Raw genomic sequence first — 26,306 nt, forward strand, 5'->3', positions numbered from 1 at the left:
GATGAAAAAACCTCTCGTCGTGACGCTGATAGTTGTCGTGCTCCTCGCCGCCCTCGGCGGCGGCTGGATGTGGTATCAGCGTCAACAAGACCGCCCGCTCACCCTGTACGGTAATGTCGATATCCGTACGGTGAATTTAAGCTTCCGCGTTGGCGGGCGACTCGCTGCGCTTATGGTGGATGAGGGCGATGCGATACGTGCCGGGCAAACGCTGGGTGAGATCGATAAAGCGCCTTACGAAAATGCGCTATTGCAGGCAAAAGCCAATGTTGCGGCAGCCCAGGCGAAATACTCTCTGGCGAGCGCCGGTTACCGCGCGGAAGAGATAGCCCAGGCCGTCTCTGCAGTGCGCCAGGCGCAAGCAGCCTATGATTATGCGCAGAACTTTTATCAGCGCCAGCAAGGGTTGATGAACAGTAGAGCGATATCGGCCAACGATCTGGAAAACGCGCGTTCAGCCCGCGACCAGGCGCAGGCCAGCCTCAAATCAGCGCAGGATAAACTGAGCCAGTACCGCGCCGGTAACCGCCCGCAAGAGATAGCCCAGGCAAAAGCGAGCCTGGAGCAGGCCGAAGCCGCCCTTGCGCAGGCGCAGTTGGATCTTCATGACACCACGTTGCTAGCGCCAAGTAACGGCACCGTGCTGACGCGCGCCGTTGAGCCAGGCAGCATGCTCAGCGCCGGCAGCACCGTCTTTACCCTTTCGTTAACGCGCCCGGTTTGGGTGCGTGCCTATATTGATGAGCGCAATCTGCACCTCGCGCAGCCGGGACAAGCGATCCTGCTCTATACCGATGGCCGTCCCGATAAGCCCTATCACGGTAAAATTGGCTTTGTCTCGCCTACCGCAGAGTTCACCCCGAAAACCGTAGAGACCCCGGATCTGCGCACCGACCTGGTCTATCGACTGCGCATTATCGTTACCGATGCTGACGACAGCCTGCGCCAGGGGATGCCGGTGACGCTGCGCTTTAGCGACGAGGCGCACCATGAATGACGCAGCGATACATCTTCGCGGTCTGGTAAAACGGTTCGCGGGCATGGACAAGCCCGCCGTCGCGCGGCTGGATTGTGACATTCACGCCGGGTATGTCACCGGGTTGGTGGGCCCTGACGGCGCAGGAAAAACCACCTTAATGCGCATGCTGGCAGGGTTGATGCGCCCGGATGAAGGCAGCGCGCAGGTGCTGGGACTCGATCCCATCGCCAATGACAGCGAACTGCACGCGATGCTCGGTTATATGCCGCAGAAGTTTGGTCTGTATGAAGATTTAACGGTAATAGAGAACCTTAATCTGTATGCCGATTTGCGCAGCGTCACCGGCGAGCAGCGCCGCCAGATATTTGCCCGCCTGCTGGAGTTTACCGCCCTGGCGCCCTTTACCGGACGGCTGGCGGGAAAACTCTCCGGCGGTATGAAGCAGAAACTGGGACTGGCCTGTACGTTAGTTGGCGAACCGAAAGTGTTGCTGCTCGATGAGCCAGGCGTCGGCGTCGATCCCATTTCGCGGCGTGAACTGTGGCAAATGGTGCATGAGCTGGCGGGCGACGGAATGTTGATCCTCTGGAGCACCTCCTATCTGGATGAAGCGGAACAGTGTCGTGACGTGTTATTGATGAACGAAGGCGAACTGCTCTATCAGGGCGAGCCGAAAGCCCTGACGCAGACTATGGCCGGGCGCAGCTTTCTGGTCTCCAGCCCTGATGAAAATAACCGGCGACTGCTGCGCCGCATCCTGCGCCAGCCGCAGGTCAGCGACGGCATGATTCAGGGGCGCTCCGTGCGCATGATCCTGAAAAAAGATGCGCAGCCGCAGACTGTGCAGCAGGCAGAACAGATGCCAGCGTTAGAGATTGAGGAGACGGCACCGCGTTTCGAAGATGCATTTATCGATCTGCTTGGCGGCGCGGGTACGGCAGAATCACCGCTCGGGGCGATTCTGCACACGGTGGAAGGCAGCGCGGAAGAGACGGTGATTGAAGCCAAATCCCTGACTAAACGGTTTGGTGATTTCGCCGCCACCGATAACGTTAATTTCGCCGTTAAGCGCGGGGAGATTTTCGGCCTGCTCGGCCCAAACGGCGCGGGGAAATCAACCACCTTTAAGATGATGTGCGGCTTACTGGTGCCGAGCGATGGCCAGGCGCTGGTACTGAATATGGACCTGAAAGTCAGCTCCGGCAAAGCGCGCCAGCATCTGGGCTATATGGCGCAAAAATTCTCCCTTTACGGCAACCTGACGGTGGAGCAGAACCTGCGTTTCTTCTCCGGCGTCTATGGCCTGCGCGGGCGAGCACAAAGTGAAAAAATCGCGCGGATGAGCGAGGCTTTTGGGCTAAAAAGCATTAGTCATCATGCCACCGATGAACTGCCCCTCGGCTTTAAGCAGCGGCTGGCGCTGGCCTGTTCGCTGATGCATGAACCGGATATTCTGTTTCTTGATGAGCCAACGTCCGGCGTCGATCCGTTGACGCGCCGCGAGTTTTGGCTACATATCAATAGCATGGTGGAAAAAGGCGTGACCGTAATGGTCACCACGCACTTTATGGATGAAGCAGAGTATTGCGATCGCATTGGGCTGGTCTATCGCGGGAAGTTAATCGCCAGCGGTACGCCGGATGCCCTGAAAGCCCAAACTGCCGATGAGGCGCATCCGGATCCCACCATGGAGCACGCGTTTATCACGCTGATTCATAACTGGGATAAGGAGCATCACGATGCGCGTTAAAGCCCTTAGCTGGCGGCGCGTCCGCGCGCTGTGCGTTAAAGAGACGCGGCAGATTGTCCGCGATCCAAGCAGTTGGTTAATTGCGGTGGTGATCCCGCTGCTGCTGCTGTTTATTTTCGGTTATGGCATTAACCTCGACTCGAGCAAACTGCGGGTGGGCGTGTTGCTGGAGCAACAAAGCGAGGAAGCCCTCGACTTTACCCATACGCTCACAGGTTCGCCCTATATTGAAGCCACCATCAGCGATAACCGCCAGCATTTGATTCAGTTGATGCAGGCCGGACGTATTCGCGGGCTGGTGGTGGTGCCGGGCAACTTCGCCGCGCAGATGGCGCGTGTCGGCGATAGCGCGCCGCTGCAGGTGATCACCGACGGCAGTGAACCCAATACCGCTAACTTTGTGCAGGGCTATGTGCAGGGGATCTGGCAACTCTGGCAGCAGCAGCGGGCGGAGGATCGCGGGGAGCGTTTTCAGCCGCTGATTGATATTCAAACCCGCTACTGGTTTAACCCGGCGGCCATCAGCCAGCATTTTATTATCCCCGGTGCGGTGACCATTATCATGACGGTGATTGGCGCGATCCTCACCTCGCTGGTGGTGGCGCGCGAATGGGAGCGCGGGACGATGGAAGCCCTGCTCTCCACCGAGATAACCCGCACGGAGTTGCTGCTGTGCAAACTGATCCCCTATTACTTTCTTGGCATGCTGGCGATGGGGCTGTGCATGCTGGTGTCGGTGTTTATTCTCGGCGTGCCCTATCGCGGCTCGCTGCTGATCCTGTTTTTAATCACCAGCCTGTTTTTGCTCAGTACCTTAGGCATGGGGCTGCTTATTTCCACCGTCACGCGCAATCAATTCAATGCCGCGCAGGTGGCGCTGAACGCCGCGTTTTTACCGTCAATTATGCTGTCCGGTTTTATTTTCCAGATCGACAGCATGCCGGCGATCATTCGCGCGGTGACCTATATCATCCCGGCGCGTTACTTCGTCAGCACCCTGCAAAGCCTGTTCCTGGCCGGTAATATTCCGGTGGTATTGCTGGTCAATGTGCTGTTTTTAATCGCCTCGGCGGTGATGTTTATCGGCCTGACCTGGCTGAAAACGAAACGTAGACTGGATTAAGGAAAAACCATGTTTTACCGTTTACTGACGCTTATCCGTAAAGAGTTGCAATCGCTGCTTCGCGAGCCGCAGACACGGGCGATTTTGATTCTGCCGGTACTGATTCAGGTGCTGCTGTTTCCCTTCGCCGCCACGCTGGAAGTGACCAACGCCACGATTGCTGTCTATAACGAAGATAACGGCAAGCATGCCGTCGAACTGACCCAGCGTTTCGCCCGCGCGAAAGCTTTTACCCACGTTCTGCTGCTGGACAGCCCGCAGGCTATCCGCCCGACGATCGACACGCAAAAGGCGCTGCTGCTGGTGCGTTTCCCGGCGGATTTCTCCCGCAACCTCGAGAACGGGATCACCGCGCCGATGCAGCTGATTCTTGATGGGCGCAACTCCAACAGCGCGCAAATTGCCGCCAATTATCTGCAGCAGATCGTTAAAGATTATCAGCAGGAGTTGATGGACGGGCGGGCAAAACCAAACAATAGCGAGCTGGTGGTGCGCAACTGGTATAACCCGAATCTGGATTACAAATGGTTTGTTGTGCCGTCGCTGATTGCGATGATCACCACCATTGGCGTGATGATTGTGACCTCCCTGTCCGTCGCCCGCGAGCGGGAACAAGGCACCCTCGATCAGCTGTTGGTGTCGCCGCTGGCCACCTGGCAGATCTTTGTCGGTAAAGCGGTGCCGGCGCTGATTGTCGCCACCTTCCAGGCAACGATTGTGCTGGCAGTTGGCATTCTGGCGTATAAGATTCCCTTCGCCGGTTCACTGCTGCTGTTCTATTTCACCATGCTGGTGTACGGCCTGTCGCTGGTGGGCTTCGGTCTGCTTATCTCGTCCCTCTGCGCCACGCAACAGCAGGCGTTTATCGGTGTGTTTGTCTTTATGATGCCGGCAATTTTGCTGTCGGGTTATGTCTCGCCAGTGGAAAATATGCCGGTCTGGCTACAGGATTTAACCTGGGCTAATCCAATTCGCCACTTTACCGACATTACCAAACAGATTTATTTGAAGGACGCGAGCTTCTCGATTGTCTGGCAGAGTTTGTGGCCGCTATTAGTGATTGCGGTAACCACCGGTTCGGCGGCCTATGGGCTATTCAGACGCAATGTGATGTAGAAGGCTGCGGCGCGCATCGACAGTGCGCGCCCAATAAAGGAGGTTAACGGCGGTGCGGGTGATTGGCGGCGTCAGCGCCCGGCTGCAGGCCAAAGGGTTTGGCGGGCAGTCGTCTCTCTTTGGTCAACAGCGAAACCACCGCCGGACCGGCGAGGATCGCAAGGCCAACAATCGCCAGCAGGTAATTGTTTTGCAAGACGCGGGAGAGCAGCCAGATAACAATCAACGACGCGCCAAAATACCAGGTGGTAGTCAGCTCCTCCAGCACATCGCCGAAATTGCGCCAGCGCGCATCATGGTGGCGCTGCAGGAACAGCATCAGCAGCACCGAGACGCTGTAGAGTACGCAAAGCCCTAAGCCAACGCGTACCAGCGTACCGCTCATCCAGCCCATTACCAGCATTGTTACAATCAAAATATGCAACATAATCTGCCAGCAACTCAGGCCCGTCGCGACATGAACACGTTGTTGCCACCGCATGGCTTCTCTCCTGAAGGATTTTTACCTGTATGAAGAGTACGCGCATTTAAGGAAAATTCCGTAACCCCGCCCTTTTTTGTGACAGGGACTACAATTTATTTTCATGAGGAGAGTGAGGCTGGCAGGAGAGTTATGACCCCACACACGCAACATTTTTCATTAAAAGTGCTCACCATTAATACCCATAAAGGCTTTACCACGTTTAACCGTCGCTTTATTTTGCCCGAGCTGCGCGACGCGGTACGCATGGTCAGCGCCGATATCGTCTGCCTGCAAGAGGTAATGGGCGCCCATGAAGTCCATCCGTTGCACGTCGAAAACTGGCCGGACACCACCCATTACGAATTTCTTGCCGATACCATGTGGAGCGATTTCGCCTACGGGCGCAATGCGGTCTACCCGGAAGGACATCACGGGAATGCTGTGCTCTCCCGTTTCCCGATTGAACATTATGAAAACCGCGACGTCTCCGTCGACGGTAGCGAGAAGCGCGGCCTGCTCTACTGCCGCATTGTGCCACCGGATCTGGGACACGCTCTGCATGTGATTTGCGTCCATTTAGGGCTGCGCGAAGCGCATCGCCAGGCACAGCTAACTATGCTGGCGGAATGGGTCAATTCGCTACCGGAAAACGAGCCGGTGGTGGTAGCGGGCGATTTCAACGACTGGCGGCAAAAAGCCAACTATCCGTTAAAAACCCAGGCCGGTCTGGAGGAGATCTTCACCCGCGCCCACGGTCGCCCTGCCCGCACGTTTCCCGTGAGTCTGCCGCTGCTGCGTCTGGATCGTATCTATGTCAAAAACGCCAACGCCAGCGCGCCAACGGCGTTGCCGCTGCGTAACTGGCGTCATCTGTCCGATCATGCCCCTCTGAGCGCGGAGATCCACCTATGAAATGTAGCTGGCGGGAAGGTAACCGCATTCAACTGCTGGAGAATGGCGATAACTATTACCCTGCGCTGTGGGACGCCATCGCCCATGCGCAGCAGCGCGTCATTTTAGAGACTTTTATCTGGTATGAAGACGATGTGGGTCGCCAGCTGCACCAGGCGTTGTTGCGCGCAGCGCAGCGCGGGATCAATATCGAAGTGCTGCTCGACGGCTACGGTTCGCCGGATCTCAGCGAGTCGTTTGTTAACGAGTTAACCGCCGCCGGGGTGATTTTCCGCTACTACGATCCTGGCCCGCGGCTGCTCGGCATGCGCACCAATCTCTTTCGCCGTATGCATCGAAAAATCGTGGTGATTGATAACACGGTGGCGTTTATCGGCGGTATCAACTATTCGGCAGAGCATGTCACCAGCTACGGCCCGGAAGCGAAACAGGATTACGCCGTGCGCGTCGAAGGCCCGGTGGTGCTCGATATGCTGCAATTTGAGTTAGAGAACCTGCCGGATAGCGCACCGGTTAAACGCTGGTGGCGTCGTCGCCGTCATCGACCCGAAGAGAACCGCAAACCTGGCGAAGCGCAGGCGCTGTTTGTCTGGCGAGATAATGACGATCACCGCGATGATATTGAACGCCACTATCTGAAAATGCTGGCGAATGCGCGGCGGGAAGTGATTATTGCCAACGCCTACTTTTTCCCCGGCTACCGGTTATTGCATGCCATGCGCAGCGCTGCCCGCCGCGGTGTGACGGTGAAGTTGATTGTACAGGGTGAGCCGGATATGCCGATTGTCAAAGTCGGTGCGGAGCTGTTGTATAACTATCTGCTGAAAGGCGGCGTGCAGGTGTATGAATATCGTCGCCGTCCGCTGCACGGCAAAGTGGCGCTGATGGACGATCACTGGGCGACGGTCGGCTCCAGCAATCTCGACCCGCTTAGCCTCTCTCTGAACCTTGAAGCGAACCTGATTATTCACGACCGGGCCTTTAACCAGGCGCTGCGTGACAAGCTGCAGGCGTTGATCGACCACGACTCCGTCAGAGTAAATGAGTCGATGGCACCGAAGCAAAGCTGGTGGAATCTCGGGAAGAGCGTGGTGGTGTTCCACTTTTTACGCCACTTCCCGGCGATGGTCGGCTGGTTACCGGCGCATACGCCACGGCTGGCGCAGGTGGACCCACCGGTGCAACCTGAAATCGAAACCCAGGATCGCACTGATACATCGCACTCAGAGGTGAAACCATGAAAGGCCATTCTCATCCTCGCTGGCGCATCGCCAAAAGAGTGCTGACGGTACTGTTCTTTATCGCCGTTATCGTTTTGCTGGTGTTATATGCGAAAAAGGTTAACTGGGACGATGTCTGGAAAGTTATCCACGACTATAACCGCACTGCGTTATTGAGCGCCGTCGCGCTGGTGATCCTCAGTTACCTGCTGTATGGCTGTTATGACTTATTGGGACGCGCCTATTGCGGGCACAAACTGGCGAAGCGCCAGGTGATGCTGGTGTCGTTTATCTGTTATGCCTTTAACCTGACGCTAAGTACCTGGGTCGGTGGGATTGGGATGCGCTACCGGCTCTATTCCCGTTTGGGCCTGCCCGGCAGCACGATTACGCGTATTTTTTCCCTCAGTATTACCACCAACTGGCTGGGCTATATTTTGCTCGGCGGGCTGCTGTTTACCTTTGGCGTGGTCGAGATCCCAGCGCACTGGTATATCTCGCAAACCACGCTGCGGATTGTCGGCGTGGTGCTACTGGTGATAATTGCGGTGTATCTATGGGGCTGCGCCTTTGCCAAACGTCGCCATATGACGATAAAAGGCCATAAGCTGGTGCTGCCGACGTGGAAATTTGCCGTCGCGCAGCTGGTGATTTCCAGCGCCAACTGGATAGCGATGGGGGCGATTATCTGGCTGCTGATGGGCATGAAGGCGGACTTCTTCTTTGTCCTCGGCGTGCTGCTGGTAAGCAGTATCGCTGGCGTTATCGTGCATATCCCGGCGGGCATCGGCGTGCTGGAAGCGGTGTTTATCGCCCTGCTCGCCGGAGAGCATGTTTCGCAGGGCTTGATTATCGCCGCCCTGCTGGCCTATCGCGTGCTCTATTACTTCTTGCCGCTGCTGCTGGCGCTGGTGGGTTACCTGGTGCTGGAAGGGCGGGCGAAAAAGCTGCGGGCGAAAAACGTCAAGGCCATGGAGCAGCACTAACGTTTAACGGGAATGAAAGGCAGACAACAGATCCATCAGGCAAAAAAAATCCCGGCCCTTACGGCCGGGATCGGTACAGCATCCGTTAGCGACGGTTGCCAAAAATACGCAACAGCATCAGGAACAGGTTAATAAAGTCCAGGTACAGCGTCAGCGCGCCAAGAATAGAGGATTTGCGCAGCTGCGTGGCATCACGGACATCGATTTGCTGGCCGATGTTTTTCAGCTTCTGCGTATCGTAAGCCGTCAGGCCAACAAAAATCACCACGCCGATATAGGTGACTGCCCACATCAGCGCTTCGCTTTTCAGCCAGAAGTTAACCAGTGACGCCAGCAGGATACCAATCAGCCCCATAAACAGCATGCTACCAAGGCCGCTGAGATCGCGTTTGGTGGTGTAGCCGTACAGGCTCATCGCGCCAAACATCCCGGCGGTGACGACAAACGTCGCGGCGATGGATTGTGCGGTATAGATCAGCAGAATGCTGGAAATCGTCAATCCGGTGAGGGCCGAATAGAGCATAAACAGCGTGGTCGCCAGACCGGCGCTCAGTTTATGAATCATGCCGGAGAGCACAAACACCACCGCCAGCTGCGCGATAATCAGGCCAAAAAAGGTGATTTGGCTGGAGAAAACGAAGGACATGATGGCTTCACTGCGCGCGGCGTACCAGGCGACAAAAGCCGTGAGCAGCAGGCCGCAGGTCATCCAGCCATACACCTGCGCCATAAAGGTTTGCAAGCCGGTGCGGCTTTGCTGAACAATTGAATCAGTACGTGGGTAACGGTCCATAATTACTCCAGAGTGAGGGATAGTGCTTTAAGATTAACACATCCCCGCTCAATGAATTACCAACGTTTCGCCGCTTGTTTATCGCTGTCGCGGGCTTCAACCCAGCGATCGCCTTCTGGCGTCGCCTCGCGTTTCCAGAACGGCGCACGGGTTTTCAGGTAATCCATAATAAACTGCCCAGCTTCAAAGGCGCTGCTGCGGTGCGCGCTGGCAACGCCGACAAAAACGATCTCATCCCCCGGCCACAGTTCGCCGACGCGATGGTAAACCGTAACGCGCCCGAGGGGCCAGCGGCCACGGGCTTCGTCGACGATTTCCGCCAGCGATTTTTCCGTCATCCCCGGATAGTGCTCAAGGGTTAACGCGCTTACGCTGTCGCCGAGGTTGTGATTGCGCACTTTGCCGGTAAAAGTGACCACCGCGCCATCTTCATCGCAAGCGGCCAGCCAGGCATATTCATCACCCACGCTAAACGGGGCGCGATCGACACAAATTCGCGTTTCGCCCATCTTAGCCTCCGGTCACCGGTGGGAAGAAAGCGACTTCATCCCCGCTTTGCAAGGGGTGATCGAAACTTACCAGCGTCTGATTGACCGCCGCTAACAACTTGCCCTCTTCCAGCGCCAGCGCCCAGCGATCGCCCCGGGAGGCCAGATGCTGACGCAGGGCTTCGACGGAGGGGAAAAGCGTCTCAATGCTGGTGCTGTCGCAGCCGACCAGCTCGCGCACCTGAGCGAAAAATAGCACTTTAATCATTACTGTCCACCCTGAAATCCCCGGATTTGCCACCGCTTTTCGCCAGCAGGCGCACCGGGCCAATCACCATATCCTTCTGCACCGCTTTGCACATATCGTAAATGGTCAGCGCCGCCACGGAGGCCGCCGTCAGCGCTTCCATCTCTACGCCGGTTTTCCCGCTCAGGCGGCATACCGCTTCGATACGCACGCGGTTTTGCTCCGTTTCGGCCTGCAGCGTCACTTCCACTTTACTCAGCAGCAACGGATGGCATAGCGGGATCAGCTCCCAGGTGCGTTTCGCCGCCTGAATCCCGGCGATACGCGCGGTGGCAAAAACATCGCCTTTGTGGTGACTTCCTTCAACGATCATCGCCAGGGTTTGCGGCAGCATGGTGACAAAGGCTTCGGCGCGGGCTTCGCGCACGGTTTCCGCTTTGGCAGAGACATCCACCATATGCGCTTCGCCGTCGGCGTTAATATGGGTCAGTTGTGACATAACTTATTTCTTAAGATGGGGGTAAAAGTTACACGGGCGCGTGCGCGCATCGAGCTGCGGGGCAATGATATTTTCCCATGCGGTGCGGCAGGCTTTGGTCGAACCGGGCATGGCAAAAATCAGCGTCTTGTTCGCCATTCCCGCGACGGCGCGCGACTGCAATGTCGAGGTGCCAATCTCTTCAAATGACAGCATACGGAATACTTCGCCGAAACCTTCCACTTCACGATCGAACAGCGGCAGCAGAGCTTCCGGGGCCTGATCGCCCTCCGTCAATCCGGTGCCACCGGTGATCAGCACCACCTGCACCTCTTCACTGGCGATCCACGCGGACACCTGGGCGCGAATGGCATAACGGTTCTCTTTGACAATGGCTTTGTCGACCATCTGGTGACCCGCTTCATGCACTGCGTCGCGCAACCAGTGGCCAGAGGTATCGTCCTCTTCGCCACGACGGTTTGAGACGGTTAAAATAGCCACTCTGACCGGGATAAGTTCATCGCTGACCTGGCTCATGTCATTCTCCTTGCGGTTTACCCGCCGATGTATGAAAGGTTGTGCGTAATGCCTGTATTGCCCTGATGCAGGAAGTGCGTCTGCTTTTTGTGAGTCAGCGCGACGGCAATCCGCTGTTCCAGCATCCCTTGCTGCGTGTCGTCCTGCAGCAGATCGCGCAGATCGACGCCACCTTCGCCAAACAGACACAGGTGCAGTTTACCCGTCGATGAGACGCGCAGGCGGTTGCAGCTGGCACAGAAATCTTTTTCATAAGGCATGATTAGACCGATTTCACCGGCGTAATCCGGATGGCAGAAAACCTGCGCCGGACCGTCGCTGCGCTGGCGCAGCTGGTGGATCCAGCCACGTTTTAACAGCTCATCACGCAGCACCATGCCGGAGATATGATGGTTGCGAAACAGTTCGCTGCCCTCACCGGTCTCCATCAATTCTATAAAGCGTAGCTGGATGGGGCGCGATTTGATCCACGCCAGAAAGGTATCGAGCTGATGATGATTCACATCGCGCATCAGTACGGTGTTGACTTTCACTTTGGCGAAACCAGCATCGAAAGCACTATCGATACCCTCCATCACCTGGCGAAATTTGTCCTGCCCGGTAATGGCATGAAACTGGCGCGCATCGAGGCTATCAACGCTAACGTTAATCGCCGTCAGGCCAGCGTCGCGCCAGCGGGCGACGTCACGTGCAAGACGATAGCCGTTGGTGGTTACGGCAAGCTGGCGAATAGTGCTGTTTTCACGCACGGCGGCGATAATATCGGTGAAATCGCGGCGTAATGAAGGTTCGCCGCCGGTGAGGCGCACTTTCTCGGTGCCCATCGCGCTAAAGGCGCGGGTCACCCGACGAATTTCGTCGACGCTGAGAAAGCCTTTGTTATTGATGCCGCTCGGTTTGTAGCCATCGGGCAGGCAGTATGTGCAACGAAAGTTGCAAACATCAGTGATCGACAAACGCAAGTAAAAGAACTTACGCGCGAACGCATCGGTAAGTTGTGAGGCCATGTACACCTTTCCAAATACGGGAGATGCAGTCATTTCTTCCTGCACCCTGGCAGCAAAACCCTTTGGTTTGCTACGGCCAACGCGCCATGTCGGATGATTTAGGTCGCTAAGGCTTGAGTGTATGTATTGTCAGTAACGCTAAAATTGCTCGCGGCGATAGTAGCGCGATCGACGAGCTTTCGCTATCACGATTGTCGCTGTATAAATTATTATATAGCGGCGTGATCGTGCACTTTCATCACAGAGTACGTGAAAATCGAATTTTTGCCTTGATATGTGTCATTTTCCGTTGTTCGCGGCATCGTCTTTTAGTGGTATTTACGTTAACGTAGGGCGGTAGATCTTCATAAGGAATCCCTATGCGTAACCGCACACTTGCCGACCTGGATCGGGTTGTCGCCCTCGGCGGCGGGCATGGTCTTGGGCGTGTAATGTCCTCGCTCGCCTCATTAGGCTCAAGGCTTACCGGCATTGTTACCACTACTGATAACGGCGGTTCGACCGGGCGTATTCGCCGCTCCGAAGGCGGTATCGCCTGGGGTGATATGCGTAATTGCTTAAACCAGCTGATCACCGAACCGAGCGTGGCGTCAGCGATGTTTGAGTATCGTTTTAGCGGTAATGGCGAACTTTCCGGGCATAACCTTGGAAATTTAATGTTAAAGGCGCTGGATCACCTGAGCGTGCGGCCTCTGGAAGCGATCAATTTAATTCGTAACTTATTAAAGGTGGATGCGTTTTTAATTCCCATGTCCGAGCAGCCCGTCGATTTAATGGCGACCGACAGCGAAGGCCACCCGGTTTATGGCGAGGTCAATATTGACCAGCTTCATGCACCGATTCAGGAACTGATGCTTTCTCCAAAGGTACATGCCACCCGCGAAGCGGTGCAGGCGATTGCCGAAGCGGATTTGATTCTGATTGGCCCCGGCAGTTTTTACACCAGCCTGCTGCCGCTGCTGCTGCTTGACGATCTGGCACAGGCGCTGCGCCGCACCCCCGCGCCGGTCGTCTATATTGGCAACCTGGGTAAAGAGCTTAGCCCGGCCGCCGCCCGTCTTTCCCTTGCCGATAAGCTGACCATTATGGAGCAGTACGTGGGCAAAAAAATCATCGATGCCGCCGTTGTAGGGCCGAAAGTCGATACCCGCGACGTCAGCGATCGGCTGATCGTTCAGGAAGTGCTGGAAGCCAGCGATATTCCCTACCGCCACGACAGACAGTTACTGCGCGCGGCGCTGGAAAAAGCGGTACAGCAACTCGGTTAAGCCACCCGCGACTGTATTTTTTGACGCCGCCGTCGCTTTGCTTAATTTCTTAAGGTTGTCTTAAAAATAGGCTGACACAATAGCGCGACTTTCCTTATTGGATCTGAGTATGCGCACGCTTCGTTTTCATCGGCCTTCCTTAAGCCGTCTGCACTTTATTCTGCTCTTCGCCGGCTGGATAGCGCTGGTGCTGAATATCGTCTTTTATCATCAGGCATTTATGTTGTTGCCGGTGGATTCATTGCATAGCTGGCTGGTCTTTCTCTCTATGCCGCTGGTCGCCTTTAGCGTTATCACGATCGTGGTGTCGCTGGCGTCGCTTATCCGTCTCGATCGTCTGGTTATTTCGTTATTTTTGCTGGTCAGTTCGGCGGCGCAATATTTTATTTCGACCTTTGGCATTATTATCGACCGTTCGATGATCACCAATATCCTCGATACCACACCGGCGGAAAGCTTCGCCCTGCTGTCGACCAGGATGATGTTAATGTTGCTGCTGACGGGTATTGTGCCGATTATCATCGCCTGGTGGATCAAAATAAAACCCGCCCGCTCTGCGTTACGCAGCGTGATGTTGCGTCTTGCCAGCATTGTTATTTCCGTACTGGTCATCCTGGCGATAGCGCTGTTATTTTATAAAGATTACGCCTCGCTGTTTCGCAATAATAAAGAGCTGGTGAAATCCCTTAGCCCGTCGAATTCTATTGCCGCCTCACTCTCGTGGTATTCCCATAGCCGCACGGCCCATTTGCCGCTGGTGCATATTGGCGAAGACGCGCGCCAGCGTGCAGAAATGCAGCACGGTGCGCGCAAGAATCTAACCATTCTGGTGGTCGGCGAAACGTCCCGCGCGGAGAACTTTTCACTCGGCGGTTACGCCCGTGAAACCAACCCATTGTTACAGCAAGATAATGTCATTTATTACCCGAACACCGCCTCTTGCGGCACCGCCACCGCCATTTCGTTGCCGTGCATGTTTTCCGGTATGCCGCGCGCCCATTATGACGATCAGCTGGCGGAACATCAGGAGGGGTTGCTGGATATTATTCAGCGCGCGGGCATTAAGGTGTTATGGAATGAGAACGATGGCGGCTGTAAAGGCGCGTGCGATCGCGTTCCGCACCAGGATATGACACAGTTAAATCTGCACGATTACTGTATTGAAGGGGAATGCCAGGATGAGATTTTATTTCGCGATCTCGCCAGCTATATCGATTCCCTGCCGGGCGACGGGCTGATTGTATTACACACCATTGGTAGCCACGGGCCGACCTATTACAACCGTTATCCGGCTCGCTTGCGTAAATTTACGCCGACCTGCGATACCAACGAAATTCAAACCTGTTCCCAGCAGCAGCTGATCAATACCTACGACAACACCATTTTGTATGTCGACTATATTGTTGATAAGGCCATTAAATTGCTGGAATCGAAACAGGATAAATTCACCACCAGCCTGGTCTACCTTTCCGATCACGGCGAGTCGCTGGGTGAAAATGGCGTTTATCTGCACGGTCTGCCTTACTCCATCGCACCGGAAACGCAAAAACATGTTCCGTTGCTGATTTGGCTGTCGCAGGATTACCAAACGCGTTATGGCGTGAGCGGTGAGTGTCTGCAAAAAAATGCGCGGGACAAGGCCGTCTCTCAGGACAACCTCTTCCCGACAATGTTGGGTATACTCGGCGTTAGCACGAACGTTTACCGTGCCGAGGACGATCTCTTAACCGCGTGCCGGGGGCAGGTGAAATGAAAATTCTGGTGGTTGAAGACGATGCACTGCTCCTGCAGGGATTGATGCTGGCGATGCAAAGCGAAGGCTACGCCTGCGATGGCGTATCGACCGCCCATGAAGCGGCGCTTTCTCTGGCGAACGGCCATTACAGCCTGCTGGTGCTGGATTTGGGGCTACCGGATGAAGATGGTTTACATCTGCTCACCCGCCTGCGCCGGGAAAAATACACCCTGCCGGTACTCATTCTTACCGCCCGCGACACCCTGGAAGATCGCGTCGCCGGGCTGGATACCGGTGCCGATGATTATCTGGTGAAACCCTTCGCTCTTGAAGAGCTGAATGCGCGCATCCGCGCCCTGCTGCGCCGGCATAATAACCAGGGCGATAACGAAATCTGCCATGGCAATTTAACGCTGAATGTGACGCGCCGCCAGGCGTGGCTCGAAAGTCAGTTGCTGGAGTTGACGCCGAAAGAGTACGCCCTGCTGTCGCGCCTGATGATGAAAGCCGAAAGCCCGGTCCACAGAGAGATCCTCTATAACGATATCTACAACTGGGACAACGAGCCTTCTACCAATACGCTGGAGGTGCATATCCATAATTTACGCGAAAAAATTGGTAAATCGCGCATCCGTACCGTGCGCGGCTTTGGCTATATGCTGGTGCTTCCGCAGGAACGGGCTGATTAATGACGTTGTTCAATTTCAGACACTGGAGCATGCGCCGTCGCTTGCTGTTGACCATCGGCGGCATTCTGGTGTTTTGCCAACTGGTAAGCGTTTTCTGGCTGTGGCATGAAAGCGAAGAACAAATCCAGCTGCTGGTCCAGGCGGCAATTCATAACAACAATAATCGTAAACATGTTGAGCATGAAGTCCGCGAAGCGGTAGCCAGCCTGCTGGTGCCCAGCCTGCTGATTGTCGGTTTGGCGCTGCTGCTCTGTATGCAGGCGGTAAAAGCCATTACCCGTCCGCTGCTGGAGCTGCAGGAGGAGTTAAATAAGCGCACGCCAAACAATCTGCAACCTATCACCCTGCACAACAGCGTCAGCGAAGTGGAGGCGGTCACCTCGTCGATTAATGAACTGGTTTCCCGGTTAACGGTCACCCTCGACCGGGAACGGCTGTTTACCGCCGATGTCGCCCATGAGCTGCGCACGCCGCTGGCGGGGCTGCGCCTGCATCTGGAACTGATGGCGAAAACCAGCGGCATTAACGTTGAACCGCTGGTGCAGCGCCTAGAACAGATGACGGAAAACATTGCCCAGCTGTTGCTGATGGCGCGCGTCGGGCAATCCTTCTCGGCGGGCAGTTATCAGCAGGTTATATTGCTGCAGGACGTTCTGCTGCCCCTGAACAGCGAGCTGGAACAGATGCTTGCGGCGCGGGAACAGAGCCTGGCCATCGTTGAGCCTGCAGACGAGGTTGCCGTCGCCGGGGACGCCACGCTGCTACGGCTGCTGGTGAGAAACCTGGTGGAGAACGCGCACCGCTATAGCCCGGTGGGATCGACCATCACCGTGCGTATTGAAAACCCTGACGCGCCGCTGCTGGCGGTGGAGGATGAAGGGCCTGGCATCGACGAAAGCCGCAGCGGTGAGCTGAGTAAAGCGTTTGTACGCATGGATAGCCGCTACGGCGGCGCGGGGCTGGGATTAAGCATTGTGACGCGTATTGCGCAACTGCATGACGCACAGTTCTTTCTGCACAACCGGCTACAGCAAACAGGCGTACGGGCGTGGGTAAAATTTCACCCTTCCACCCGCCAGGTATAGATCAGTAAGTCGCTATCCACAGGTGAACAAAACCAAATACCAACGCCAGCGCAAAGGCGACGGCAAAAAACTCACGAACCTTAAAATGCTGCATTGTACTGCCCTCCAGAATCATCGAAGGCAGTCTGACATGGAATGGGTTAAGCAAACATTAAGAGCGCCCGCACAGGCGCTCTTTTTTGTTGTTTTGTGCCCTGACGCACGGCGGCGTCAGGAGGCGGCGATAAACAGCTCACGCAGTTGATGAAGCTGATCGCGTACCGTCGCGGCCTCTTCAAACTCAAGGTTCTGCGCATGCTGCATCATCTGCCCTTCCAGCTCGTGGATCTTCTGCTGCAGCGCTTTTGGCGTTAATGCAAATTCAGCGGCTTCCACCTCGACAGGCGAACGGGATTTGCCACGGCCTTTCGCCCGTGTCTTCGCCAGCCCTTCGCCAAGCGCCAGGATATCCACCACTTTCTTGTTCAGACCCTGCGGCGTAATGCCGTGCTCTTCGTTATAGCGCTGCTGTTTCTCGCGGCGGCGTTCGGTTTCGCCAATCGCTTTCGCCATCGACGGGGTGATCTTATCGCCGTAGAGAATAGCTTTGCCGTTGATATTACGCGCGGCGCGGCCAATGGTCTGGATAAGCGAGCGTTCAGAACGCAGGAAACCCTCTTTATCGGCGTCGAGGATCGCCACCAGCGACACTTCCGGCATATCCAGCCCTTCACGCAGCAAGTTGATACCGACCAGCACATCAAATTCGCCGAGGCGTAAATCGCGGATAATCTCCATACGCTCAACGGTGTCGATATCCGAGTGCAGATAGCGCACCTTCTCGCCGTGCTCTTCCAGATATTCGGTAAGATCTTCCGCCATCCGTTTGGTTAGCGTCGTCACCAGAACACGTTCGTTAATCGCCGCGCGCTTGCGGATTTCAGACAGTAAATCGTCGACCTGCGTCGCCACCGGGCGCACTTCAATCACCGGATCGAGCAGACCCGTCGGGCGCACCACCTGCTCAACGATTTCGCTGCCGGATTTCTCCAGCTCGTAGTTACCCGGCGTTGCCGAGACATAAATCGACTGCGGCGCCAGCGCCTCAAACTCTTCAAATTTCAGCGGCCGGTTATCCAGCGCCGAAGGCAGACGGAATCCGTACTCCACCAGCGTCTCTTTACGCGCACGGTCGCCGCGGAACATGCCGCCAATCTGCGGGATGGTCACGTGGGATTCATCGATTACCAGCAGGCCATCGGCGGGCAGGTAGTCAAACAGCGTCGGCGGCGGCTCGCCCGGCCCGCGCCCGGAGAGATAGCGCGAGTAGTTTTCAATCCCGGAGCAGTAGCCCAGCTCGTTCATCATCTCCAGATCGAACTGCGTACGCTGGCTGATGCGCTGCTCTTCCAGCAGCTTGTTGTTCGCCAGCAGGTTCTTGCGCCGGTCAGCCAGCTCCACTTTGATCTCTTCCATCGCCTGCACGATGCGCTCGCGCGGCGTCACATAGTGGGTTTTTGGGTAGATGGTGAAACGCTGAATGCCCGATTCAATATGGCCGGTCAACGGGTCGAACAGCGACAGCCGCTCAACCTCTTCATCAAACAGTTCCACGCGCAGCGCCAGATCGTCCGACTCCGCCGGGAAAATATCGATAACCTCGCCGCGCACGCGGAAGGTACCGCGCTGGAAAGCCTGATCGTTGCGGGTATATTGCAGCTCCGTCAGCCTGCGCAGGATCGAACGCTGATCGATGATCATCCCTTTCGTCAGGTGCAGCATCATTTTCAGGTACAGATCCGGATCGCCCAGACCGTAGATAGCGGAAACGGAGGCCACCACAATCACGTCGCGACGCTCCAGCAGCGCCTTAGTCGCCGACAGACGCATCTGCTCGATATGTTCGTTGACCGAGGCGTCTTTTTCGATAAAGGTGTCCGAGCTCGGCACGTAGGCTTCCGGCTGGTAGTAATCGTAGTACGAGACGAAATACTCCACCGCGTTATCCGGGAAAAACTCTTTCATTTCGCCATACAGCTGCGCGGCCAGGGTTTTATTCGGCGCGAGCACCATTGTCGGGCGCTGCAGATCGGCAATCACGTTGGCGATGGTGAACGTTTTCCCGGAACCCGTCACACCGAGCAACGTCTGGTGGGCGAGTCCGTCTTCCAGCCCTTCCTTGAGGCGACGGATAGCGTCAGGCTGATCGCCGGAGGGACGAAAAGCGGAATTCAGTTTTAACGGTTTACTCATGAACGGCTACCTGATGAAGGAATGAGCGGGCAGGTAACACATTTTACTCACCCTGTTCACTTTTGCCAATAAATAACACTGGATGAAAAAACAGTGGCAAAGCTGTAATTCTGTTCTACTCCTCGCTGAAACATGGCTTTTCGCCGCAAATTTACCCACCGCGTAGAGAAAACACCCACACTTTCAGGTTATCCCCAAAATTTTTCATCCTTTAACATTTGTCAAGCGAGCCCTTGAAACTTATGTGGCAGCGGGTGACACTTTTCTTACAGCCATTGCTTTTATATAAGTAATTGATAAATTTCGATAAATTCAAAAAGCCGCGTTTCGCACCAATTCAGGCGCAAGCCGCGCCCCTTCTCGCCTGGCGCATGTTTTCTAACTCTAATGCACAAGGTTATCCACAGGAATAGTGGATAACTGCTGCCAGGCCGGACGCCCCGCCTGCTGTCCAAATCCCATTTTTTCCCAGATTGGGGCTGCTAAAATTTTTTTTCATCGTTTGGCGATTTTTTTCGCTCACCCCAGCTTAAGATCCTCATGAGATCGTTTTCACAAATTCACGATTTGCTGCACCAAACTACAACACTGCAAGCACTGGCAAAGTGCAGAATTTTTACCTGGCTTCTTCACGCTTGACGTTTTAAATGCCACTTTTCTCAGCCGTATCCGAAAAAAAAGCCTGGTTTTGCTTCTGGCAAGCCTTTTGCACTATTGCTCTGTCATCGAATCCGAAATAAGGAGCGGAGCATGTTGAGCCTACGATCAGTGAATCAGTATTACGGTAATCAGCATACGTTATGGAATGTGGATCTTGAGCTCACACCCGGGAGCTGCACATCGGTTATTGGTCTGCCGGGGATGGGAAAAACGACGCTGGTGAACTGCATTACTGGTTATTTGCCTATTGAGAGCGGAAGTATGATTTGGCAGGAAGCGGGCGCACCGCCGCGCGATTTGCTTACCTTGCAAGCGGAACACCGTAGCGCCATCGGCATCGGTTACGTTCCACAGGACCGGCGCATCTTTTCGCAGCTGACCATTGAGGAAAATCTGCAGATTGCGATGCGCGCCGGGAGCGAGCCGGGCAGCGCGATGCGCCGGGATATTTACGATTTATTCCCGGAGCTGTACGGAATGCGCCAGCTGCGCGCTGCCCAGTTGTCGGAGGATAATCAGCATCAGCTGGCCATGGCGCGGGCGCTGGTCATCCAGCCACGCCTGTTGATCCTTGATGAGCCAACGCGCGGGCTGGGCCAGGCGTTTATTCATAAGCTCGGCAATTTGATCGTGCGGCTTAATCAGGAGTTTGGCATGACTATTCTGCTGGCTGAACAGCATCTGTCGTTTATCCGCCGGGTCGCCGATCGTTTCTGCCTGCTGCATCGGGGGCGCAGCGTCGCTCAGGGCGACGTTAAACAGCTTGATGATCCGCTGCTGTCGCAGTGGATGACGCCGGTGTCAGAACGCTGAGGTCAAGATAATGGCCCGTTTTCTCCTCTTCCGGCGCGTGGGTAAACCAGGGTATTTCGCTTTGCCGGAAGATCACTAAAGGTGAATGACGCAGCTATGCGGGGTAATTACACCGGCATAATTTAACTAAAATATTCCATTTCTGCTGGGTGACACAGCGCCCGAATTTAACATCTCAGGGAATGTCTCTATCCGGTTACTTACGCTATTTCCGGTATAATGCGTTATTAACTTGTCGGTAGTATAAGTTTTCTAATGTTATTTCTGCGTGGTCTGATAACCGTAGTCTCTTCATGACGTATGCAACCGTTTAGCGCCCTCTTTTAGGGATGCCCGTGAAGCAATCGGTGCTTATGCGAGATCGCGATCAACAAATCGATACGTTTTTTATGTGTGGCAGTTAACCTAACGCTAACTACGAACATGGAGGAAATATAGAATGGATACTGTTGAAGAACTGGGTGGGACTTATTTCTATCATGGCAACGCAAATGTAACGCATCAGGAACTGTTCTGGCTCATTTATGCAGAGAGCCTTGCTAACCATTTGGGTGTTTCAATCGAGACCGCAGCAACAATCATCATAGGCCAGCCTTTGCTACCTAAACGCCAGGTTCTGGGTGCAACCAGCAGCCGAACCAGTATTGCTTCAAAGGTAGCCCGCCGCATCTTCAAGGACGCTCGTTTTCCAGGTGGGATAAGGATCGAAACAGCTTTTGGGATGGGTAAAGTTCGGACTACGAACAAAATAGGGGCGGCAGTAGGCAGGGCTGTTCCGTTTATCGGATGGACTCAGGCGGTAATTATACTTGCGCTGATCGCAAGACAAACGAGAAATAAATATAACCTGATAGCCAGACCGGAACATCGGATCGAATGGGCCTCTTTCTGATGCTGCTACCTGATGAAAAAGAGTTCTTAGAATACGTCACTGAAAAATATAGTGAAAGAAAGCGTCCTGCTAAAAAAGAGTGGTCATTCCAGGAGTATTTCAACTTCGTGCCAGAAGACCTTGAAGATATGCTCATTGATCTCTTTACCCGATACGGTATTGAGCACAGTAATTTCAATCTGGATAATTACTTTATGCCGGAACTGTACTGGTGGCAGTTCCGCCTCAAGAAACAGTGGGCTCGCCGCCAGTTTAAAACGTTGACACTGGAAATGATTATTGAGTCGGCGAAGGCTGGCCACTGGTTGTACGATTAAGGGGCCGCTCGCCCCTTTTGATGATTACGCTGTCTGCCGGTCATCCCATGAATCGGTAAAGATTATATTTCCGTCGTTATGCTTCCACGTGATTTTCTCGTAACGCAGTTCGACAGTTTCCATATGGTTTTCATTAGGGTTATTACCGGTCGCCATGGTGGGGGAAATAGAAACGACCCGTACCTTTTCTAAAAACATATTGAAATACTCTTCCTCCTGCCCGGCATGGTTAATGCGATACCATTTAATTTCTGCTGAAGCCAGATTCTGCCCGGTGGCCACGGCCTTATACAGGTAAGGGCTGGATGAGTCGAATTCCTTTATGATAAGCATTGGCGAGTGCATACGTGTCCCTGTCACCTTGCCAGTGGCATTATCAGTAGGGATCATTAAATTATGATGATAGCCCTTCACTTCGATGCTGTACTCGCGATCCTGAACATCGACACTTCCTTTTATTAACGCGCCGCCGTCATCTTTTAGCCACAAATAAGCTGGGATAGCCATATAAATATCCTTATGGTTGACAAATATCCGTATTTTAAAAATGGATATTATCAAATAACAGCAGCTACAAAAATAAGGAGAATGCCGGGTTGTGACATGAAGTACTAAGGATCTTCAGTTTCTTACACTTATCTAAAGGACTTAGCTCAGGGATGCTCTAATTTATCTCTGCACAATCAAGCGACTCAAGGAGAAGAAGGAACAGACAACGCCCGTCTCCCGCCCTGTTTATGTCATCAGAAGAGCGGCGAGAAAAAACAGCGTGTCATTCCACGCTGTAATGGGCGCAACATCGCTCAGGGCGACGTTAAACAGCTTGATGATCCGCTACTGTCGCAGTGGATGACGCCGGTGTCAGAACGCTGAGGTCAAGATAATGGCCCGTTTTCTCCTCTTCCGGCGCGTGGGTAAACCAGGGTATTTCGCCAATCAGCGGGGCCTGCATCACGCGCCGAAGCGTCGCTATATACTCCTGATGACGTTTGCCCGGCGCCACCACATCGTTAGCAATCCAGCCTGCCAGCGGTAATCCCGCCTCGCGCACCGCCAGCGCAGTTAACATCGCATGATTGATACAGCCGAGCTTTACGCCAACCACTAAAATGACCGGCAGCTGTTCCTGCACCACCCAATCAGCGAAGGTTAACGTCTCAGAAAGGGGCGTAAACCAGCCTCCCGCGCCTTCCACCAGTAGCCACTGCGCCTGACTTTCAAGAGCACGCAATCCGGCGGACATCACCTGCGCCTCAATCGGCTCGCCGCAATCCGCACTGACTATATGCGGTGAAGTGGGCTCGGCGAAGGTGTAGGGATTGACCGTGCGGTAGTCCATCGGCAGGCTGCTGTTACGCTGGAGCGCCAGCGCATCGCTATTGCGCAATCCTGCGGGCGTCATCTCACTGTCCGAGGCCACCGGCTTGTAGCCCGCGCTGCGTAAACCGCGCAGATTCGCCGCTTGCAACAACGCGCAGCTGGCGACGGTTTTCCCCACTTCGGTATCCGTTCCGGTAACAAAATAACGTTCAGTCACGGCTGATAACTCCCCAAAAAAGATGATACGTCAGCGGGCATTTGCCCTGCTGCTGCGGCCAGGCCTGCTGTAAGCGCTGCAACTTGCCACGCGTCAGCCCCTGCTGCCTGCCGGCGTGAAGATGTGTTGCGCCAATGCCCTTAAGCGATCGCAGCGCTGCCGTGGAATTGTCAAAAAACAACGTTTTGCTCTCTACTGCGCCGCGCCAGCGCCAGCCTTGCAGCGCCTGTTCTATCTGCTGCTGGCTTAAAAAACGGTTGGCGTGCGGGCGATCGTCCAGCGCGCGCCACGCCTGATTCAGTTCCGGCAGCGATGCGGCGACCAGGGTGGTAAAGGCGATAACGCCGCCGGGCTTTGTCACGCGATACATTTCGCCGATAGCCTGGCGTAAATCATCACACCACTGTACGGCCAGGTTGCTCCACACCAGTGAAAACTGCTGCTCAGCCACAGGCAGGGCTTCAATATCCCCCAGTAAATAGCGGTGGGCGCTATTCTCATGGCGTGCCTGTGCCAACATCAGCGGCGAGAGATCCAGCGCCGTCACGTCGCAACCCTGCGCCCGCCAGTAACGGCTGATGGCGCCGGGTCCACAGCCTGCATCCAGCACGCTTGTCGGCGCGCTATTGCCCAGGTGCGATAACAACAGATCGGCGCTCTGGCGTTGTAACTCATCATGCTGAGCATAACTTTGTGCGGCGCGGCCAAAGGCGGCGGCAACCGCCTGTTTATTCACCGTCATGCAGCGCCTCCAGTAAACGATCGATATCTTCTGGCTGGTGCTCTGCGGTTAGCGTCAGGCGTAAGCGCGCCGTGCCCGGCGGTACGGTAGGCGGGCGAATGGCGGTGACCCAACAGCCGCGCTGGCGCAGGTTTTCAGCCAGCCGCAGCGCCCGACTGTTTTCGCCGACAATCAGCGGCTGGATAGCACTTGAGGAAGCGGTCAACGTCAGCGCGTGCTGGTTTGCGCTACGGCGGAAATGGGTTATCAGCGCCGCCAGCTTTTCACGCCGCCGGTCGCCTTCATCGCTACGAATAACCTCCAGCGCCGTACTCAACGCTACCGCCTGCGCTGGCGGCATACTGGTGCTGTAAATCAGATGACGGGCAAACTGCAGCAGATAATCCGCGACCGAATCGCTGCATAGCACCGCGGCACCGCTGACGCCAAACCCTTTGCCAAAGGTGACAATTAACAATTCCGGCTTAACGCCCTGAGAATGACAGCTGCCGCGCCCCTGTTCACCCAGCACGCCAATACCGTGGGCATCATCGACCATCAGCCAGGCCTGCGCCTGCTGCGCCGCATCGGCGATAGCGCCCAGCGGCGCGCTGTCGCCATCCATACTGAATATGCCTTCAGTGACCACCAGCTGTAGCCCGTCCAGAGGTTTTGCCAGTAACGACGTCAGTTGACCAACATCGTTATGGGCGAAGCGCCGAAGCTGCGCCGGGCTGTGGCTGGCGGCTTCGAGCAGCGAGGCGTGGCTCAGCTTGTCGGCGACTGTTCTGTCGGTTTTCCCCAGCATTGCGGCAATCACCGCCTGGTTCGCCGCAAAACCGGAGATAAACAGCAGCGCGCGGGAGTAGCCGAGCCAGCCCGCCAGCGCGGTTTCCAGCGCCTGATGCGCCGTGGTGTAGCCGCTAACATGGCCGGAGCCGCCGCTGCCAACGCCATAGCGTTCCGCGCCCAGTTGCCAGGCGCGGATCACCGCAGGATGCTGGCTTAAACCGAGGTAATCGTTGCTGGAAAAGTTACAGAAACGTTGGTTGCCAAGGGTTAGCCAGCGCCCCGCCCCTTGGGTGACCGGGTGTCGCGTGCGCAGCGCATCCGCCGCGCGGCGTTCACTCAGTGCGGCCTCAATACGCTGCTGCCAGTTCATACGGAGGCCGCGTTGTAATACTGGTCGGTATCGGCATGCAGCAGTTGCTGTTCAATCTGCTGTTGCTGTTCGATATCGCCGTTGAGTACCTCGGTCTGCTGTGGATTGAGGCCAAGCTTGCGGAACAGTTGCAGATCTTTATCCTCTTCCGGGTTTGGCGTGGTCAGCAGTTTGCAGCCGTAGAAAATGGAGTTTGCCCCGGCCATAAAGCACATTGCCTGCGTCTGTTCGTTCATCTGCTCGCGTCCGGCGGAGAGACGCACATGGGAGGTCGGCATCATAATGCGCGCGACGGCGATGGTGCGGATAAAATCGAACGCGTCAACATCGTCGTTATCTGCCAGCGGCGTACCTTTCACCTTCACCAGCATATTAATCGGTACGCTTTCCGGTGGTGTCGGCAGGTTGGCCAGTTGAAGCAGCAGACCGGCGCGATCGTTTACCGTCTCGCCAAGGCCGACAATGCCGCCGGAGCAGACTTTGATCCCCGCGTCGCGCACCTTTTCCAGCGTATCGAGACGCTCCTGATAGGTGCGGGTGGTGATGATATTGCCGTAAAACTCCGGCGAGGTATCGAGGTTATGGTTGTAGTAATCAAGCCCGGCACCCGCCAGCCGCTGCGCCTGGTCATCGTTGAGGGTGCCGAGGGTCATGCAGGCTTCCAGCCCCAGCGCTTTCACCCCTTCCACCATTTTTTCGAGGTACGGCATATCGCGATCGTGGGGGTTTTTCCATGCCGCGCCCATACAAAAACGCGTCGATCCCGCACGCTTCGCCTGCCGTGCGGACTCGAGCACCTGCTCCACTTCCATCAGGCGTTCGGACTCGAGCCCGGTTTTATACCGCGCGCTTTGTGGGCAGTATTTGCAATCTTCCGGGCAGGCACCGGTTTTGATCGACAGCAGCGTGCTGACCTGCACCTGACGCGGATCGAAATGTTGGCGATGAACCTGCTGCGCTTCGAACAGCAGATCCAGAAAGGGTTTCTCAAACAGGGCGGTAACTTGTGACATTGTCCAGCGTGGGTGGTGAGCCATTGGGCCTCTCCAAAAAGTGTAAAAACATCGTTATTGCGTGTAGACTTGTAAACCTAAAA

General features: G+C 55.4%; 27 protein-coding genes and 1 riboswitch. Of the genes, 14 read left to right on the plus strand and 13 right to left on the minus strand.

The genetic code is table 11. The features are described 5' to 3' along the window. The first annotated feature begins 1 nt into the window (after position 1). The 4 genes from hlyD to RW65_RS02775 are packed head-to-tail and all read left to right on the plus strand — an operon-like array spanning position 2 to position 4,968. Complete coding sequence (gene hlyD, locus RW65_RS02760) at positions 2–997, plus strand: secretion protein HlyD (protein WP_039055197.1); 996 nt, start codon at positions 2–4, stop codon at positions 995–997. Beyond that, positions 990–2,729 carry an ATP-binding cassette domain-containing protein gene (locus tag RW65_RS02765; RefSeq protein ID WP_039055134.1) on the plus strand — a complete coding sequence of 580 codons (1,740 nt, stop codon included), beginning with the start codon at positions 990–992 and terminating at the stop codon, positions 2,727–2,729. Before hlyD ends, RW65_RS02765 begins: the two co-directional genes overlap by 8 nt. Beyond that, positions 2,719–3,852: an ABC transporter permease gene (locus RW65_RS02770; protein ID WP_039055135.1), complete on the plus strand. Its 1,134-nt coding sequence runs from the start codon at positions 2,719–2,721 to the stop codon at positions 3,850–3,852. Before RW65_RS02765 ends, RW65_RS02770 begins: the two co-directional genes overlap by 11 nt. 9 nt (positions 3,853–3,861) lie before the next feature. Continuing rightward, on the plus strand, positions 3,862–4,968 hold the full coding sequence (locus RW65_RS02775) for an ABC transporter permease (RefSeq protein ID WP_039055136.1): 1,107 nt from the start codon (positions 3,862–3,864) through the stop codon (positions 4,966–4,968). Between the two features lie 43 nt (positions 4,969–5,011). Here RW65_RS02775 and RW65_RS02780 read toward each other — a convergent pair whose 3' ends face one another. Further along, positions 5,012–5,449 (minus strand): YbhQ family protein, encoded by a 438-nt coding sequence (locus RW65_RS02780; RefSeq protein WP_039055137.1) that lies wholly within the window; start codon positions 5,447–5,449, stop codon positions 5,012–5,014. Positions 5,450–5,581: 132 nt separating this feature from the next. Here RW65_RS02780 and RW65_RS02785 point away from each other — a divergent pair, with 132 nt between their 5' ends. From RW65_RS02785 to RW65_RS02795, 3 genes are read left to right on the plus strand one after another with little or no spacing between them, the layout of a single operon-like run. After that, positions 5,582–6,343 carry an endonuclease/exonuclease/phosphatase family protein gene (locus RW65_RS02785; protein WP_039055138.1) on the plus strand — a complete coding sequence of 254 codons (762 nt, stop codon included), beginning with the start codon at positions 5,582–5,584 and terminating at the stop codon, positions 6,341–6,343. After that, the gene (gene clsB, locus RW65_RS02790) at positions 6,340–7,584 is read left to right on the plus strand and encodes a cardiolipin synthase ClsB (RefSeq protein WP_039055140.1); all 1,245 of its coding nucleotides are present in this window, start codon (positions 6,340–6,342) and stop codon (positions 7,582–7,584) included. Before RW65_RS02785 ends, clsB begins: the two co-directional genes overlap by 4 nt. After that, on the plus strand, positions 7,581–8,549 hold the full coding sequence (locus tag RW65_RS02795) for a lysylphosphatidylglycerol synthase domain-containing protein (protein ID WP_039055142.1): 969 nt from the start codon (positions 7,581–7,583) through the stop codon (positions 8,547–8,549). Before clsB ends, RW65_RS02795 begins: the two co-directional genes overlap by 4 nt. Before the next feature lie 85 nt (positions 8,550–8,634). Here the strand turns inward: RW65_RS02795 and RW65_RS02800 are convergent, their stop codons facing one another. The 6 genes from RW65_RS02800 to moaA form a co-directional block, all read right to left on the minus strand. After that, positions 8,635–9,342 carry a Bax inhibitor-1/YccA family protein gene (locus RW65_RS02800; protein WP_039055143.1) on the minus strand — a complete coding sequence of 236 codons (708 nt, stop codon included), beginning with the start codon at positions 9,340–9,342 and terminating at the stop codon, positions 8,635–8,637. A 56-nt stretch (positions 9,343–9,398) separates the two neighbouring features. Then, positions 9,399–9,851, minus strand: coding sequence for a molybdopterin synthase catalytic subunit MoaE (moaE, locus tag RW65_RS02805; RefSeq protein ID WP_039055145.1), 453 nt, complete (start codon positions 9,849–9,851; stop codon positions 9,399–9,401). Position 9,852: 1 nt separating this feature from the next. Beyond that, on the minus strand, positions 9,853–10,098 hold the full coding sequence (moaD, locus tag RW65_RS02810) for a molybdopterin synthase sulfur carrier subunit (protein ID WP_039055146.1): 246 nt from the start codon (positions 10,096–10,098) through the stop codon (positions 9,853–9,855). Then, positions 10,091–10,576: a cyclic pyranopterin monophosphate synthase MoaC gene (moaC, locus tag RW65_RS02815; RefSeq protein ID WP_039055147.1), complete on the minus strand. Its 486-nt coding sequence runs from the start codon at positions 10,574–10,576 to the stop codon at positions 10,091–10,093. Before moaC ends, moaD begins: the two co-directional genes overlap by 8 nt. 3 nt (positions 10,577–10,579) lie before the next feature. Continuing rightward, positions 10,580–11,092 carry a molybdenum cofactor biosynthesis protein B gene (gene moaB / locus RW65_RS02820; RefSeq protein ID WP_039055149.1) on the minus strand — a complete coding sequence of 171 codons (513 nt, stop codon included), beginning with the start codon at positions 11,090–11,092 and terminating at the stop codon, positions 10,580–10,582. A 17-nt stretch (positions 11,093–11,109) separates the two neighbouring features. Then, a complete protein-coding gene (gene moaA, locus RW65_RS02825; protein ID WP_072037685.1) occupies positions 11,110–12,099 on the minus strand; it encodes a GTP 3',8-cyclase MoaA in 990 nt (329 codons plus the stop codon). Then, positions 12,087–12,231, minus strand: a riboswitch (molybdenum cofactor riboswitch). It overlaps the preceding gene by 13 nt. 227 nt (positions 12,232–12,458) lie before the next feature. Between moaA and yvcK the strand changes: the two genes are divergently transcribed. The 4 genes from yvcK (at position 12,459) to pmrB (ending at position 16,876) form a co-directional block, all read left to right on the plus strand. Further along, a complete protein-coding gene (gene yvcK, locus RW65_RS02830; RefSeq protein WP_039055152.1) occupies positions 12,459–13,367 on the plus strand; it encodes a uridine diphosphate-N-acetylglucosamine-binding protein YvcK in 909 nt (302 codons plus the stop codon). A gap of 109 nt (positions 13,368–13,476) precedes the next feature. Next, the gene (eptA, locus tag RW65_RS02835; RefSeq protein WP_039055153.1) at positions 13,477–15,120 is read left to right on the plus strand and encodes a phosphoethanolamine transferase EptA; all 1,644 of its coding nucleotides are present in this window, start codon (positions 13,477–13,479) and stop codon (positions 15,118–15,120) included. Further along, positions 15,117–15,791: a two-component system response regulator PmrA gene (gene pmrA, locus RW65_RS02840; RefSeq protein WP_039055155.1), complete on the plus strand. Its 675-nt coding sequence runs from the start codon at positions 15,117–15,119 to the stop codon at positions 15,789–15,791. The genes eptA and pmrA overlap by 4 nt, the downstream gene beginning before the upstream one ends. Then, a complete protein-coding gene (gene pmrB, locus RW65_RS02845) occupies positions 15,791–16,876 on the plus strand; it encodes a two-component system sensor histidine kinase PmrB (protein ID WP_039055156.1) in 1,086 nt (361 codons plus the stop codon). Before pmrA ends, pmrB begins: the two co-directional genes overlap by 1 nt. Before the next feature lie 210 nt (positions 16,877–17,086). On the opposite strand, the gene uvrB is transcribed toward pmrB, so the two are convergent. Next, positions 17,087–19,108, minus strand: coding sequence for an excinuclease ABC subunit UvrB (gene uvrB, locus RW65_RS02850; protein WP_039055157.1), 2,022 nt, complete (start codon positions 19,106–19,108; stop codon positions 17,087–17,089). 750 nt (positions 19,109–19,858) lie between these two features. Between uvrB and RW65_RS02855 the strand changes: the two genes are divergently transcribed. From RW65_RS02855 to RW65_RS02865, 3 genes are all read left to right on the plus strand, one after another. Continuing rightward, positions 19,859–20,581, plus strand: a complete 723-nt coding sequence (locus tag RW65_RS02855) for an ABC transporter ATP-binding protein (protein WP_039055158.1) — start codon at positions 19,859–19,861, stop codon at positions 20,579–20,581. Between the two features lie 439 nt (positions 20,582–21,020). Continuing rightward, a complete protein-coding gene (locus RW65_RS02860) occupies positions 21,021–21,473 on the plus strand; it encodes an STM2901 family protein (RefSeq protein WP_039055159.1) in 453 nt (150 codons plus the stop codon). Next, on the plus strand, positions 21,458–21,790 hold the full coding sequence (locus RW65_RS02865) for a DUF1493 family protein (RefSeq protein ID WP_039055160.1): 333 nt from the start codon (positions 21,458–21,460) through the stop codon (positions 21,788–21,790). The genes RW65_RS02860 and RW65_RS02865 overlap by 16 nt, the downstream gene beginning before the upstream one ends. 24 nt (positions 21,791–21,814) lie before the next feature. Here the strand turns inward: RW65_RS02865 and RW65_RS02870 are convergent, their stop codons facing one another. From RW65_RS02870 to bioB, 5 genes are all read right to left on the minus strand, one after another. After that, the gene (locus RW65_RS02870) at positions 21,815–22,297 is read right to left on the minus strand and encodes an Hcp family type VI secretion system effector (RefSeq protein ID WP_039055162.1); all 483 of its coding nucleotides are present in this window, start codon (positions 22,295–22,297) and stop codon (positions 21,815–21,817) included. Positions 22,298–22,604: 307 nt separating this feature from the next. Further along, positions 22,605–23,327 (minus strand): dethiobiotin synthase, encoded by a 723-nt coding sequence (bioD, locus tag RW65_RS02875; RefSeq protein WP_039055164.1) that lies wholly within the window; start codon positions 23,325–23,327, stop codon positions 22,605–22,607. Next, the gene (gene bioC / locus RW65_RS02880) at positions 23,320–24,069 is read right to left on the minus strand and encodes a malonyl-ACP O-methyltransferase BioC (protein WP_039055165.1); all 750 of its coding nucleotides are present in this window, start codon (positions 24,067–24,069) and stop codon (positions 23,320–23,322) included. Before bioC ends, bioD begins: the two co-directional genes overlap by 8 nt. Beyond that, on the minus strand, positions 24,056–25,210 hold the full coding sequence (gene bioF / locus RW65_RS02885) for an 8-amino-7-oxononanoate synthase (protein WP_039055167.1): 1,155 nt from the start codon (positions 25,208–25,210) through the stop codon (positions 24,056–24,058). Before bioF ends, bioC begins: the two co-directional genes overlap by 14 nt. Next, the gene (gene bioB / locus RW65_RS02890; RefSeq protein WP_039055169.1) at positions 25,207–26,247 is read right to left on the minus strand and encodes a biotin synthase BioB; all 1,041 of its coding nucleotides are present in this window, start codon (positions 26,245–26,247) and stop codon (positions 25,207–25,209) included. Before bioB ends, bioF begins: the two co-directional genes overlap by 4 nt. Positions 26,248–26,306: the final 59 nt, after the last annotated feature.

This window comes from Enterobacter sp. Bisph1, from assembly GCF_000814905.1.
Taxonomy (GTDB): domain Bacteria; phylum Pseudomonadota; class Gammaproteobacteria; order Enterobacterales; family Enterobacteriaceae; genus Kosakonia.